Consider the following 13,395-nt stretch of genomic DNA (forward strand, 5'->3'; position numbering starts at 1 on the left):
CTTGAGTGCCTTCACCCTGGCGACGAGTTTGCGCTTCAGGGCGTCGTAAATACTGTCATGTGCAAGGATGCGCTGCACGCTGATGCAACTCTGTCCCGACTGGTAGAACGCGCCGAAGACCAGGCGCTCGACGACCGCGTCGAGTCGATCGCCCTGATCGCCGTCGACGATGCAGGCGGCATTGCCGCCGAGTTCGAGGGTAACCTTCTTGTGCCCGGCTTTCGCCTTGAGGTCCCAGCCGATCAGGCCGCCGGTGAACGACAACAACTTGAAGCGCGGATCGGTGACGAGGGGCTCGGCATGCTTGCCGTCCAGCGGAAGGATCGAGAACGCGCCCTTGGGCAGGTCCGTCTCCGCAAGGATCTCACCCATGATCAGGGCGCCGAGCGGCGTGCGCTCGGACGGCTTGAGCACGAAGGGGCAGCCCGCGGCGATGGCCGGTGCGACTTTGTGCGCGACGAGGTTCAAGGGAAAGTTGAAGGGTGTAATGAACGACACGGGTCCCAGGGGCACGCGCCGCGTATAGCCGTGGTATCCCTCGCTGCGCGCCGAGATCTCCAGATTGATGGTTTCGCCGTTGATCCGTACCGCTTCCTCAGCGGCGATCTTGAACGTTTCGATCAGCCGGGTGACCTCGCCGATGGAATCGTTGATCGGCTTGCCCGCTTCGACGCAAAGCGCGTAGGCCAGTTCGTCCTTGCGTTCGCGAAAGCGCGAAACGCAATGCTCCAGCACCGCCTGGCGTTCGTAGGGGCGGAAGCGTTTCATCGGCAGCGTGGCGTCGTGGGCCGCGGTGATGGCTTCTTCCAGCGCAGCCTCGTCGGGCAAGGCGGCGCGCGTGGCGACCTTGCCGGTGTACTTGTCGATGACGTCGAAGGTCTTGCGCGATTTCCGCGCCTTGTTGGCGACGTAGTACGGGTAGCTCGACTCGAGCATGGTCTGGTCTCGTGGCGGCAATGGCGGGAATGATCGCGGGTGTGGCGTTCAGTGATCGTGTACGCGACGCGCCTTGCGTACCTGGTCAGTCGTCGCGGCGGACGTTGAGCTCGCCATCACCCAGCATCACGCGCAGGCGGTCGCCCACCGCGACGTTGTCGGCGTGTTTGACCACCGCGTTGCGCTGGTCAAACACGATGGCGTAGCCGCGCTCGAGCGTCGCTAACGGGCTCACTGCGTGCAGCGTGCGTGCCTGCTCGGTAAGACGAAGGCGGTCTCGCTCCAGCCGACGCGACATCGCAGTCGCCATGCGCTGGCGCAGTCGCGCGACGCTCAGGCTCGAAGCAGCCAGACGGCCCTTCGGATGCTGCGCGGTGAGGCGCACGTGCAGCCGATCGAGACGGGCCTGGCGCAGCGTGTTGGTCTGGCTGACTGAGACGAGTATTCGTCGGCGTAGCCCTTCGAGGCGCTCAGCATCGCGGGCAAGACGCGCCTGCGGCCGCTGGGCGTTGAGACGGGCTTGCCAATGGTCGGCGCGCTGCGCAGCGGCCTGAAGACGACGCGTCATCAGGGTGGACATGCGCTGGCGAAGCCGGTCGAGCTGGCGTGCGAGATCGGCCCCATCCGGCACCAGAAGCTCGGCAGCGGCCGAGGGTGTGGCCGCACGCAGGTCGGCCACGAAATCGGCGATCGTGAAGTCCACCTCGTGGCCCACGGCGGAGACGACCGGCACCGCGCTGGCGTGGATCGCCCGCGCGACGGCTTCGTCGTTGAACGCCCAGAGGTCTTCGAGCGAGCCACCACCGCGGGTGATAAGGATCACATCATAGCGACCGCTGTCCGACGCCCGCCGGAGCATGGCGGCGATCGCCGGTGGGGCCTCGCGACCCTGCACGGGTACGGGCAACACATCCACCTCGGCAAGGCCGAGGCGACGTCCCAGCACGCTCAGCACATCGCGGATGGCCGCGCCTGAGGGTGACGTGATGACACCGATGCGGCGCGGAAACGACGGCAACTCACGCTTGCGTTCCTGGTCGAACAGGCCTTCCGCGCCGAGTCGCGCTTTGAGCTGCTCGAACTCACGCTGCAGGGCGCCCTCGCCGGCCGGCTCCATATGGTCGGCGACCAGCTGAAACTCGCCCCGGGCTTCGTAAAGCCCGACCTTGGCCCGCATGAGCACATGCATGCCGTCGACAGGGCGAAAGCGCAGGCGCGACGCGGCCATGCGGAACATCGCACAGCGCACCTGGGCGCTGGCATCTTTCAGCGTGAAGTAGACATGCCCTGATGCGGGCCGCGACACGTTGGACAGCTCGCCTTCGATCCAAACGCCCATGGGCAGGGCGTCTTCCAGCAGATCGCGCACCAGCCGGTTCAGGCCGGACGGCGTGAAGATCTCAGGGGCAGGGCGGTTGTCGAAGTCGGACATGGACCGGAGAGGTTATCACGCTGCCCTGTAGTGTCGACAGGGCAGTGACTTACGGTCTCTTTCTCAACGAACGGTTTACATGCGAAATACACCGAAGCGGCCTTGCTCGATCGGCGCATTCATCGAAGCCGAGATCGCCAGCCCCAGCACGCGCCGCGTATCTGCCGGATCGATGATGCCGTCGTCCCACAGACGCGCGCTGGCGTAGTACGGGTGGCCCTGGCGTTCGTACTGGTCGCGCACGGGCGCCTTGAAAGCCTCTTCGTCCTCGGCGCTCCAGGTGCCGCCGCCCGCCTCGATGCCGTCGCGCCGTACCGTGGCGAGTACGGAGGCAGCCTGTTCGCCACCCATCACGCTGATGCGCGCGTTCGGCCACATCCACAGGAAGCGTGCGCCATAGGCGCGGCCGCACATCGCATAGTTACCCGCACCGAAGCTTCCGCCGATGACCACGGTGAACTTCGGTACATGCGAGCAGGCAACCGCGGTGACCATTTTCGCRCCATCTTTCGCGATACCGGCATTCTCGTACTTGCGACCGACCATGAAGCCGGTGATGTTCTGCAGGAACACCAGCGGGACGTTGCGCTGGTTGCACAGTTCGATGAAGTGCGCGCCCTTCTGTGCGGACTCGCCGAACAGGATGCCGTTGTTTGCCACGATTCCCACGGGGTAGCCGTGGATGTGGGCGAAGCCGGTGACCAGCGTCTTGCCGTAGCGTGCCTTGAATTCGTGGAACTCGGAATCGTCGACCACACGCGCGATGACTTCGCGGATATCGAAGGGGCGGCGCGTGTCCTCGGGAATCACGCCGTAGAGTTCTTCGGCGGAAAAGCGCGGTTCCAGCGGTGGGCGCACGGCGAGCGGCATTTTCTTGATGCGATTGAGCGAGCCGACGATATCGCGGGCGATGGCCAGCGCATGTGTATCGTTCTCGGCGAAATGATCGGCCACCCCGGAGATGGACGTATGCACATCCGCTCCGCCGAGGGCTTCGGCGTCGACGACTTCGCCCGTCGCCGCCTTCACCAAGGGCGGGCCGCCGAGGAAGATCGTGCCCTGTTCGCGCACGATGATGGTTTCGTCACTCATGGCAGGCACGTAGGCGCCGCCGGCGGTGCASGAGCCCATCACCACGGCGATCTGCGCGATACCCTGCGCGCTCATGCGTGCCTGGTTGTAGAAAATGCGGCCGAAGTGCTCGCGATCCGGGAAAACTTCGTCCTGCAAGGGCAAGAAGGCGCCGCCGGAATCCACCAGATACACGCAGGGAAGGCGATTCTCCATCGCGACTTCCTGTGCACGCAGGTGCTTCTTCACCGTCATCGGGAAATACGTGCCACCTTTTACCGTCGCATCGTTGGCGAGCACCACCACTTCCTGACCCATGACGCGACCGATGCCCGCGATCACGCCCGCGGAAGGCGCAGCATTGTCGTACATGCCGTGCGCGGCGAGCGGTGCGATTTCGAGGAAGGGCGAGCCGGGATCGAGCAGGGCGCGGATGCGCTCCCGCGGCAGCAGCTTGCCGCGTGCGACATGCTTCTCGCGTGCCTTGGCGCCGCCACCTTCTGCCGTTCGCCGGAGTGTTTCGCGCAGGTCGTCAGTCAATGCGCGCAGCTTCAGGCTGGCAGCCTGGAAGTCGGCGGAGCGGGGGTCGATCTGCGATTCGAGAATGGGCATGGGGGCGTTCGCGCGGGGACGAAACGACCATGATAGCGGGGTGTCGCCATCCGAAAACGCTGCGGCGCGCCAATCGCTAAAAAGAAACGGCCACCCGAAGGTGGCCGTCGTCCCAGCAAATAAACCCGAGGGCTTACTTCTTGGTGGAGCTGTCGTCCTTCGCGCTCTTGGCGTTGGAAGCGGCATCCTTGGCCTGGTCAGCCGACTTGTCGGCCTGGTCGGCAGCATTGGACGCAGCGTCCTTCGCGGCTTCCGGCGTACCGCCGGCGGTCGAAGCAGAAGCGGCGGCCYGCGCCTGGCCGGCAGCGTCCTTGGCCTGATCGGCGGACTGCTGAGCCTGATCGGCGGCCTGCGTGGTCGCGGCGTTCTGCGACTGGTCGGCGGCCTGCTGTGCCTTGTCAGCCTGCTGCTGTGCATCCGCAGCCGACTTCTGGGCGTCCTGCGCGGAATCCGTCGCGCCGTTGCTGCAAGCTGCCAAAAGCGCGACGAGCGCAGAGGCGAGAAGGGTACGCGTCAAATTCATTGTGTTTCTCCTTAGCCGTAGAATGCCGTTAGGCGGGCTCATTAATAGCTTAGTTGTCATGACTTAGCTACAGATCGAAGGGGCATGCTTCAGGGCGCATTAAAACCTATGGAAAGGGCGTGATCGTTACAAGAAAACGCCCATCCGGTTTCATCGACGTCAGGTTCACACCAATTCGATGGCGATCGCCGTGGCCTCGCCGCCGCCGATACAAAGGGCTGCGACACCCCTTTTTGCCCCACGGGCTGTCAACGCATTGAGAAGAGTCACGACGATACGCGCACCGCTGGCGCCGATCGGATGGCCCAGCGCACACGCGCCGCCGTTGACGTTGATCTTCTCGTGCGGCACGCCGAGCTCACGCATGACCGCCATCGGCACGACGGCAAAGGCTTCGTTGATCTCGAAGAGGTCCACGTCTTCGGCCTTCCAGCCCGCCTTTTCAAGCACTTTCGAAATGGCGCCCACCGGTGCGGTCGTGAACCACTCCGGTTCCTGCGAATGCGTGGCGTGCGCGACGATACGCGCCAGTGCGGTAATGCCGCGGGCCTTCGCATCGTCGGCGTCGAGCAGCACCAGCGCGGCGGCACCATCGGAGATGCTGGACGAGCTGGCTGCCGTAATCGTGCCGTTTTCCTTGCGGAATGCAGCGCGCAGGGTCGGGATCTTCGCGGTGTCCGAACGGCCCGGCTGTTCGTCTTCGGCAAAGTCCTGCGGACCCTTGCGACCCTGGACGGTCACCGGGACGATCTCGTTGGCGAACGCATTTGCCTTCTGTGCGGCCTGCGCGCGTTCCACCGAGGCGATCGCGTATGCGTCCTGCTCTTCGCGGGTGAAGGTGTATTTATCCGCGCACTTCTCGCCGAACACGCCCATGGACTGGCCATCGTACGGATTGGTCAGGCCGTCCCAGGCCATGTGGTCGACCAGCTGGCCGTCGCCGTAACGGATGCCGGTACGCGCGTTGACCATGTGCGGCGCGTTGGTCATCGACTCCATGCCGCCGGCAACGACGACCTTCGCCGAGCCGACCTTGATCAGGTCGTGGGCGAGCATGAGTGCCTTCATGCCGGAGCCGCAGACCTTGTTGATGGTCGTGCAGCCGGCCGAAACGGGCAGGCCGGCTTCGAGCGACGCCTGGCGAGCCGGGGCCTGGCCGAGATTGGCGGGCAGCACGCAGCCCATGATCACTTCGCTCACGTCGGCCGGGGCGATGCCGGACTGCTCAAGGGCGGCGCGGATGGCGGTGGCACCGAGCTTCGGCGTGGGGACGCCGGTGAACTGGCCAAGGAAGGAACCGATGGCGGTGCGCTTGGCGCCCGCGATGACGATCTCAGACATGGGAACTCCGTGGGACTCGCATGGCCGCCCGGGAGGGCGGAAAACCTGTCGAGTATCGCAGCGGGGGCCGTGGCGGGGCAATCTGCGCCGCGGCATGGGGTGTGCGCCGCAGCACGGCAAGGGCCGGGCGGGTGTGCGAATATCCGGTCCAGGTGCGCCGCCAGGGGACTTGGCCGCGCGACATTGATGTCGAACCGAGGGGCTAAACGTGAATCAGCGGAACTTCCCGTGTCAGCGCGAGCTGGCGTTTGCCGTGTGTCTCAGCCTGGGCGTGGCGGCCTGCGGTGGCGGGGGCGGGTCGAAAACCGGTGGCACGGGCGTGGTGGTAGCGCCGCCCCCACCTACCCAGCCTACGCAACCGACCCAGCCGACCCAGCCGAATCCGCCGATCGATGCCCAGCTCGCGTTCACCAACGTCACGGCCGCCCACGCGGCCGGGTTCACCGGTGCGGGCGTGGTCATCGGCATCATCGACAGCGGCGTGACCCGCTCGCAGCCGGCACTCGCCGGGCGCGTCACGGCCGACCCGAACACCTACATCGACCCCAGTACTAACAATCTGAGCGTGGACGATGTGGTCGGTCACGGTACCGCCGTGGCGGAAATTGCCGCTGGGCGGCCGTTTGGCAGCTTCGTTGGTGGTGTCGCGCCCGACGCTACCCTCATTTCGGCGCGCATCATCGCGGACAAGGCGCCCACCGACGACGGCTCCGGGCAGGGCAACGAGGCGACCAGCTCCGACCCGTTGGGCAAGGTCAATGCCGACGTCATCGCCGCAGGTGCGAGGGTGCTGAACAACTCCTGGGGCGGCGTCTACTGGAACGCCACCGACACGGTCGCGACGAAAAGCTTTCACGACGCGTACGCGCCGTTCACCGCAGGGCACCTGTTCGTTTTCGCGGCGGGCAACAGTGGTGATGCCAATCCGTCCACGGTGGCGGCCCTGCCGTCGCGCGCCCCGGACCTCGAGGCCGGCTGGCTGACCGTCGTCGCGCTGGATAGCAATAATCCTACTCAGATCGCCACCTATTCGAACCGTTGTGGCGTGGCAATGAACTACTGCCTCGCAGCGCCTGGCGACGTAATCACGACGTCGGCCACGTCCACCGCGTCCAATATCTCCTATCAGGTGTGGTCAGGCACCTCGCTGGCCGCTCCGCAGGTCTCCGGTGCTGCCGCGGTAGTGATGCAGGCTTTCCCGGCGCTGGGAGTCAATGCGATTCGCCAGATCATCCTCGGCACGGCCGATGACCTCGGCACCGCCGGTCCCGATGCCATCTACGGCTATGGCCGCCTCAACGTCGGCCGGGCGATCCGTGGCCCGGCGACATTCGATTGGGGCGACTTCGATGCCGCGACTGCAGCCGGCCATGACGCCGCGTTTCTAAATGACATAAAAGGTGCCGGTGGCCTCAATGTTTCGGGCAATGGCAAGCTCACGCTGTCGGGTACCAACACCTACGCGGGCGTGACAAAGGTGGGCGGCTCCGCCTCGTTGGAATCGATGCACGACGTGCCGGGTGCCGTGAACATCGGCGCAAACGCTGCCCTGATCGCTCACGCCAACATCGGTGGCAGCGTCACCAACGCGGGCGTGTTCCTGGCGGACACYGCGTCGACGCATATCACGGGTAACTTCACGCAGTCGGCAACGGGCATTCTTTGGCAGAGCCTGGGTGCGCCGCTGGTGGTCAGCGGCAACGCGTCGCTGGCCGGTTCCCTGGTCATCTCCGGTGCGGTTTCCGGTTATGTCGTCACATCACATCAGCAGCTGATAACGGCCAGTTCGATTACCGGCACCCTGGGACTAGCCCCCGCAGGCGGTGTCTTCCTCGGGACGAGCCTGCAGTATCTGCCCAACGAGGTGTGGATCGACACGAGGCAGCTCAGCATTACCCTGCTAGCGACGAAGAGCATGTCGCAATCGGTAGCCGCGGTGAATTCGGCGCAGCGCCTCGACGGCGCCTTCGCCCAGATCAACGCGAGCCTCGCCACCGGTTCGCCGACCGCCGAGTCGGTGAACGAGCGTACGCTGATCGCCGCTGGGAGCATCCAACAGTCGTCCACCCAACAGGTGGCGCAGGCGTCATTGGAGTCGCTTTCGGGCCAGCTGTATGCTGCCAGCACGGCCGTGACTCTGGCAGGCATCGACGCAGGCAACGATGCATTGATCAATCATCTCGACGCCCAGGGGCCTACCGGTGCCTGGACACAGTCGCTTGGCTCCCAGGGAGGGCTCAGCCGTTCGGGCTTTGGCAACGTCGGCTTCAACATCGGTGGCACGCTTATCGGCAACGACGTGAAGCTCGGCAACAACGGCTTCGCCGGCGTCGCCGTCAGCCAGATGCGCAGCACGGGACAGTTGTCCGGCAGCCTGGATCGCCAGACCAATCGCGCCACGGAAGGCATGCTGTATGCCGGCTCGCGTGGCGCGAATTGGTACGGCGTCGGCCGCTTCGGCTTCGGCAGCTTCCATGGCGATACCCAGCGCCTCCTTCGTCTGGGCGACCAGGGAACCTTCGCGGGTGCGGACAATACCGGCCACTACAACGTCGCCTATGGCGAATTCGGCTACCGCACGAACGTCGGCGCCTTCACGCTCACGCCGTACGCGAACGCGCAGTTCGCCAGCATCCGTCGCGATGGATTCGATGAAGCGGGTGGCGACGGTTTCGGCCTTGCAGCCAACGGCCAGACCACCTCGCGTTGGCAGGCCGGCTTCGGCCTGCGTGCGGGCAGCTCGTGGCTCACCTCGTACGGCAAGCTGCGTATCGACGCCAAGMTCGGCTGGCAGAACGCGTTCGCGACGAAGGGCGAAGTGTTCTCGGCTCGCTACAACGGCATTGCGCAGTGGGCACCGGTGGAAGGCATCGGCCTGTCGCGTCGAGCCGGCACGGCGGGCTTTACGATGGGCCTGGACTTGAGCGAGCGCTCACAGTTCGGCATGGATGTGGAGCAACGCTTCGCCGATCGCGACCACTCGCATTCGGCAACCCTAAGCTACCGCCTCGCCTGGTAACCGCCCGCTATCTGTAGGCGCCGAGTCATCGGCGATGCACTAAGGCATCGCCGCCTACAGACAACCCAATGTTGTTTTGCTACGGTCATCTCGTTGCCTGCGTCGTCGCTAACCGTGCCACGCAGGCAACCATTCCGCTTGATCCGTTAGAACGACGGCACGTTRCTTCGTGCGCGCGCCGCACCTGGGACAGCGGTGGCATAAGCAAGGAACAGTGATGCCTGTTACGAATGAACACGGCACGGTTCGCCGTGCGCGCTATTACGCCGATCCCGATGCATCGTCGCATGAGCTTCTCAACAACGCGGCGGAGCTGCTGCAGTACGCGCGGGGGCTTACAGAGTCGCTCGCGGAATTCGTGCATGAGTCGGATACCGTCGATTGCCGGCGCATGGCGTTGTCGCTGGATGCGGTCGCGGCGCTTACGCAGATGGGGGCGCATTGCGCGGCCGAGGCGCATGCGCGGCTTGCGTGGGAGAGCGGGCAGGTATCGGGGAACGCATCTGGGGCGCATTGATGCTTGCCTCAAAGAAGCCCGGAGTTCGTCTCACCGATGAGGGGGTGATGAGGATAGACTCGGCCCCGAATTCAAGGATAGGAAGAAATAAGACATGGTGAACCTGCGTATATTCTCATTGGGCATCCTTACGACGCTCGTCGGATCGCCGGCTATGTCGATGCCGCCGGAACCTCCGCCGACCGCTCCCGTGGAGGTAGTTGGCGCCGCGCCACAGGGGACGCATTTGCTCGCCTTCAAGACCAGTGGCGTTCAAGCTGGTGCAAACGCGGTTGCCGTGTTTGAGGGGGAGCCGGATAAGGAAGGCGTGGCGCACCGCGATCTCATCATTTTCGGCAAGAGGAACGGCAAGTTCGTTCCGGAAGTGACGAGCGATAAGCTAGTCGCCTGCTCGAAATGCACTCAGTTTCACGACGACGCGTTTGACATCAATGATGTAAAGGTCAGTCCGGGTCAAGTCCGCATCGTGCAGATGGACGGTGGCGAGAAGCCAACCACCACAATTGTTGAATTAGCGAAGGAGTCCGGCGTATGGCACGTCCGCTCGGCGAGTCGGCATGTTGTCGATATGGGGAGGTTTGAAGAACGTACAGTTCTTCTTCCTTTGCCAAAATCCGGGCTCGCGGCAGACATGGATGCGCAATGGAGTGTTCCGGTATATCTGAATACGCTGATGGTTAATAAAAACAGCGGTAAGTTCTGGTTCTTGCATGATGGCGGGTCGCCCGAGGCCGTGTGGAAGAGCATGGACGGTCGTTGCGGCAAGCAGGACTGCACGATTCTCGTCCAGCAGCAGGACGGCTGCATCTCCCTCGTTCGCGATGAGTCGTCTCGATGGTTCAGTGGCGCGAACGCGAATCACAAAGATAAAAAACAAGCAGTATTCGAGGCGATGAACGCCTGCAATGCAGCCGGCGCAATGAACTGCAAGGAAGTCGAGACTCAGTGTAGGCGTGGAATCTAACGGCCTGGCGGCCAAAGCAAGGAAGATATATGGATGTTCTGTCGGATAAGAAAGTGACGCGTCTCGTTGCAAGCCAAGGTAAGACACGCGTTTATGAGATGGAGGACAGTACCTGGGTGACGGCGCAGGAAGGGACTGTTTCGTGGCGGAACAATAATCCTGGCAATCTCAAATTTGAGTTCAGTGGAAGTGCGGACTCTACAGTGCATAACGGCCGCACGAAGGAAAAGGCGCTGGAAAGAGCGCAGGAACGTTACGACGGCGTCGTTGACCTTGATCATTGGGGTAATGCCGTTTTTGAGAGTTACGAAGCTGGTCGCGAGGCCCAAAAGCAGCTTATCTCCGACCGGTTCGCCGACAACACAGTCGATGAACTAGTGAAAGGTTATTCAAAAGCGGACTACAGTGGCGCGACGCATCACGCCAGCCAGGCGAATACCATTTATGCCACGGCGGCGGCCGAAGGCTATGACCTTCACGGCAAGAAGGTTGTTGATATGACCCCAGAAGAGCGCAATGCCTTAGTTGACGGTATCGCGCGTGCCGAGGCCTGGAAGCCGGGCACTAAGAATCAAACCCCGCCACTCACCAACGAGCAGTTGACGGAAGCATTGCACGCACGTCCCCAGCAGGCGGCAGCAGCCCAATCGCCCGCTCATCCGAATGTGCACCGCCAGGGCGATCGAGGTGAGGCAGTCGGTGCATTGCAGTCGGACCTGGCTGCCCTCGGCTACACCGGCCGCGACGGCAGTCCCATCCACGCCGACCAGCGCTTCGGGCCGCAGACCCGGGAAGCGGTCGAGGCTTTCCAGCAAGCCCGCGGCCTGCGAGCGGATGGTGTGGTGGGTCCAGCGACGCTCACTGCGCTTTCGGAAGCAAGGTCGCAGGCTCAGGCGGCAGCCCTTCAGGCGCCGGTGCCCGACATGCTCGATGCACGCCACCCTGCCCATGGCATCTACGTCCAGGCTTATTCCTGCGTCGCGAAGATCGATGAGGATCAGGGGCGCGCGCCGGGTCCTCATACGCAGGCGTTTGCCGGCAGTCTGACATCGGCAGCCACGATGGCAGGGTTCAACCGCATCGACCACGTTGCCTTATCGGACGACGCCAACCGCGGGTACGCCATTCAGGGCGATCTGAATTCACCCTTCAAGCGCTACGTCGAGGTTGACGTTATGCAGGCCGTCCAGACACCACTGGCGCAAAGCAGCCAGGAAGCCGCGGTAAACGTGCAGAACAACGAACAACAACAGGCTCACGTTCAACAGCAGGTGCAGGCCCAGCAGCAGGCGCCCGAGCCGGTTCAGTCGGCTGGGCCTTCGATGGTGCGGTGATTGGGGTATCGCCGCTGAAGCGGCTCCCACAATGAGCCGCACAAAAAAAAGGCCGCCCCACACCTTCGTGTGGGAGCGGCCCATGTCGCAAAACGGGAGCTGTGCCTGTTAAGACTTGCCGTGGAACAGCTCGCGTCCGATGAGCATGCGACGAATTTCGTTGGTGCCCGCACCGATTTCGTAGAGCTTCGCATCGCGCAACAGGCGTCCTGCGGGGAACTCGTTGATGTAACCGTTTCCGCCCAGGGACTGGATCGCTTCCAGGGCAACCTTCACTGCATTGGTCGACGCATTGAGCAGGCACGCGGCCGGATCGATGCGCGACTTCACGCCGTTGTCGAACTGCTGGGCCACCATATACGCGAAGCCGCGTGAAGATTGCAGCGCGGTGTACATATCGGCCACCTTGGCCTGCATCATGCCGAACGTGCCGATGGGGGCGTTGAACTGCTTGCGCTCGCGCACGTACGGCAGCACGAGGTCCACGGCGGCCTGCATGATGCCGATCGGGCCGCCGGAAAGCACGAGGCGCTCCGTGTCCAGGCCGCCCATCAGCACGCGCACGCCTTCGTTCACTTCGCCGACGATGTTCTCGGCTGGGATCTCGCAGTTGTCGAAGACCAGCTCACAGGTGTTCGAGCCGCGCATGCCGAGCTTGTCGAGCTTCTGCGCGGTGGAGAAACCCTTCATGCCCTTCTCGATGATGAAGGCGGTCATGCAGCGGCTGCCGGCGGGACGGGGCGCCGTGCGCATGTAGACCAGCAGCACGTCGGCGTCGGGGCCGTTGGTGATCCACATCTTCGTGCCGTTGGCGACCCACACGTCGCCGACCAGTTCGGCGCGGCAGCTCATCGAGCCGACCACGTCGGAGCCGGCGCCCGGCTCGCTCATCGCCAGCGCGCCCACCCACTCGCCGCTGGTGAGCTTGGGCAGGTACTTGCGGCGCTGCGCGTCGTTGCCGTTGTGGTAGATGTTCTGCACGCACAGGTTGGAGTGCGCGCCATAGGAAAGACCGACCGATGCCGAGGCACGGGAAATCTCTTCCATCGCGACCATATGGGCGAGGAAGCCGAGGCCGGAGCCGCCGAATTCCTCAGGCACGGTCACGCCGAGCAGGCCCATCTCGCCGAACTTTAGCCAGAGGTCTTCCGGGAAGACGTTTTCGCGGTCGATACGATCGGCGCGGGGGGCGATTTCCTTCTCGGCGAAGGCGTGGACGCTTTCGCGCAGGAGGTCGAGGTCTTCACCGAGGGAAAACGGGCGCATGCGTGCAACTCCGGGGGGGGGATACGGGGGAAAAAGCATCCCATCGTAACGCGCCGGGCGCTCCAGTCCACGGCGCGACGCAGCAATCAGGCCGGCGGAAGGGCCGCGATACGGTCGTGAACGCGGATCAGCAGGAGGCACTGGCGGTCCACCAGACGCACGGCTTCAGGGGCCCCCGCGACACGTAGCGATGTCCCCACGAGCAGGGCCGGGGTGCCCAGCGGCGACGCCGTGGAGCCTGCGCGCACGTGTTCGGTCAGGGCGTCGAGGCCGTGAGCGATGCGTTGGGCCAGTTCCTCGACGGCGGCGGCATCGGCCGGCACCAGGGCCTGCCGATGCACGCCCAGCGTCGACAGGTGGGCGAGCCCGGCCTGCAGGGC

General features: G+C 64.1%; 11 protein-coding genes. 4 read left to right on the forward strand and 7 right to left on the reverse strand.

The window, feature by feature from the left end; all coding sequences use genetic code 11:
* The 5 genes from AC1DT2_RS06835 to AC1DT2_RS06855 form a co-directional block, all read right to left on the reverse strand.
* Positions 1-936, reverse strand: a 936-nt coding sequence (locus AC1DT2_RS06835; protein ID WP_477295361.1) for an aldehyde dehydrogenase family protein, incomplete at its 3' end; no start/stop codon positions are given.
* A gap of 85 nt (positions 937-1,021) precedes the next feature.
* Positions 1,022-2,368, reverse strand: a complete 1,347-nt coding sequence (gene xseA / locus AC1DT2_RS06840; protein ID WP_063571331.1) for an exodeoxyribonuclease VII large subunit — start codon at positions 2,366-2,368, stop codon at positions 1,022-1,024.
* A gap of 75 nt (positions 2,369-2,443) precedes the next feature.
* A complete protein-coding gene (locus AC1DT2_RS06845) occupies positions 2,444-4,051 on the reverse strand; it encodes a carboxyl transferase domain-containing protein (protein ID WP_477295363.1) in 1,608 nt (535 codons plus the stop codon).
* A gap of 133 nt (positions 4,052-4,184) precedes the next feature.
* Positions 4,185-4,574, reverse strand: a complete 390-nt coding sequence (locus tag AC1DT2_RS06850; protein WP_477295365.1) for a hypothetical protein — start codon at positions 4,572-4,574, stop codon at positions 4,185-4,187.
* Between the two features lie 165 nt (positions 4,575-4,739).
* Positions 4,740-5,915 carry a thiolase family protein gene (locus AC1DT2_RS06855; RefSeq protein ID WP_477295367.1) on the reverse strand — a complete coding sequence of 392 codons (1,176 nt, stop codon included), beginning with the start codon at positions 5,913-5,915 and terminating at the stop codon, positions 4,740-4,742.
* Positions 5,916-6,123: 208 nt separating this feature from the next.
* On the opposite strand from AC1DT2_RS06855, the gene AC1DT2_RS06860 reads away from it, so the two are divergent.
* The 4 genes from AC1DT2_RS06860 to AC1DT2_RS06875 all read left to right on the forward strand — a co-directional run bounded on the left by AC1DT2_RS06860 (position 6,124) and on the right by AC1DT2_RS06875 (position 11,749).
* Positions 6,124-8,934, forward strand: a complete 2,811-nt coding sequence (locus AC1DT2_RS06860; protein WP_477295369.1) for a S8 family serine peptidase — start codon at positions 6,124-6,126, stop codon at positions 8,932-8,934.
* A 217-nt stretch (positions 8,935-9,151) separates the two neighbouring features.
* Positions 9,152-9,451: a hypothetical protein gene (locus tag AC1DT2_RS06865; RefSeq protein WP_477295371.1), complete on the forward strand. Its 300-nt coding sequence runs from the start codon at positions 9,152-9,154 to the stop codon at positions 9,449-9,451.
* Between the two features lie 94 nt (positions 9,452-9,545).
* Positions 9,546-10,415, forward strand: a complete 870-nt coding sequence (locus AC1DT2_RS06870) for a DUF4189 domain-containing protein (protein ID WP_477295373.1) — start codon at positions 9,546-9,548, stop codon at positions 10,413-10,415.
* A 29-nt stretch (positions 10,416-10,444) separates the two neighbouring features.
* Positions 10,445-11,749, forward strand: a complete 1,305-nt coding sequence (locus AC1DT2_RS06875) for an XVIPCD domain-containing protein (protein ID WP_477295375.1) — start codon at positions 10,445-10,447, stop codon at positions 11,747-11,749.
* 108 nt (positions 11,750-11,857) lie between these two features.
* On the opposite strand, the gene AC1DT2_RS06880 is transcribed toward AC1DT2_RS06875, so the two are convergent.
* Positions 11,858-13,015 carry an isovaleryl-CoA dehydrogenase gene (locus tag AC1DT2_RS06880; RefSeq protein WP_063573496.1) on the reverse strand — a complete coding sequence of 386 codons (1,158 nt, stop codon included), beginning with the start codon at positions 13,013-13,015 and terminating at the stop codon, positions 11,858-11,860.
* Positions 13,016-13,101: 86 nt separating this feature from the next.
* On the reverse strand, positions 13,102-13,395 hold a 294-nt coding region (locus AC1DT2_RS06885), incomplete at its 5' end, for a hypothetical protein (RefSeq protein WP_477295377.1).

The sequence above is a fragment of the Luteibacter sp. P4_E6 genome (assembly GCF_056401535.1).

Coding starts and splice junctions, on each gene's coding strand:
- AC1DT2_RS06880 (WP_063573496.1), bottom strand. CDS start 13,015: ATGCGCCCGTTTTCCCTCGGTGAAGACCTCGACCTCCTGCGCGAAAGC.
- AC1DT2_RS06870 (WP_477295373.1), top strand. CDS start 9,546: ATGGTGAACCTGCGTATATTCTCATTGGGCATCCTTACGACGCTCGTC.
- AC1DT2_RS06865 (WP_477295371.1), top strand. CDS start 9,152: ATGCCTGTTACGAATGAACACGGCACGGTTCGCCGTGCGCGCTATTAC.
- xseA (WP_063571331.1), bottom strand. CDS start 2,368: ATGTCCGACTTCGACAACCGCCCTGCCCCTGAGATCTTCACGCCGTCC.
- AC1DT2_RS06855 (WP_477295367.1), bottom strand. CDS start 5,915: ATGTCTGAGATCGTCATCGCGGGCGCCAAGCGCACCGCCATCGGTTCC.
- AC1DT2_RS06875 (WP_477295375.1), top strand. CDS start 10,445: ATGGATGTTCTGTCGGATAAGAAAGTGACGCGTCTCGTTGCAAGCCAA.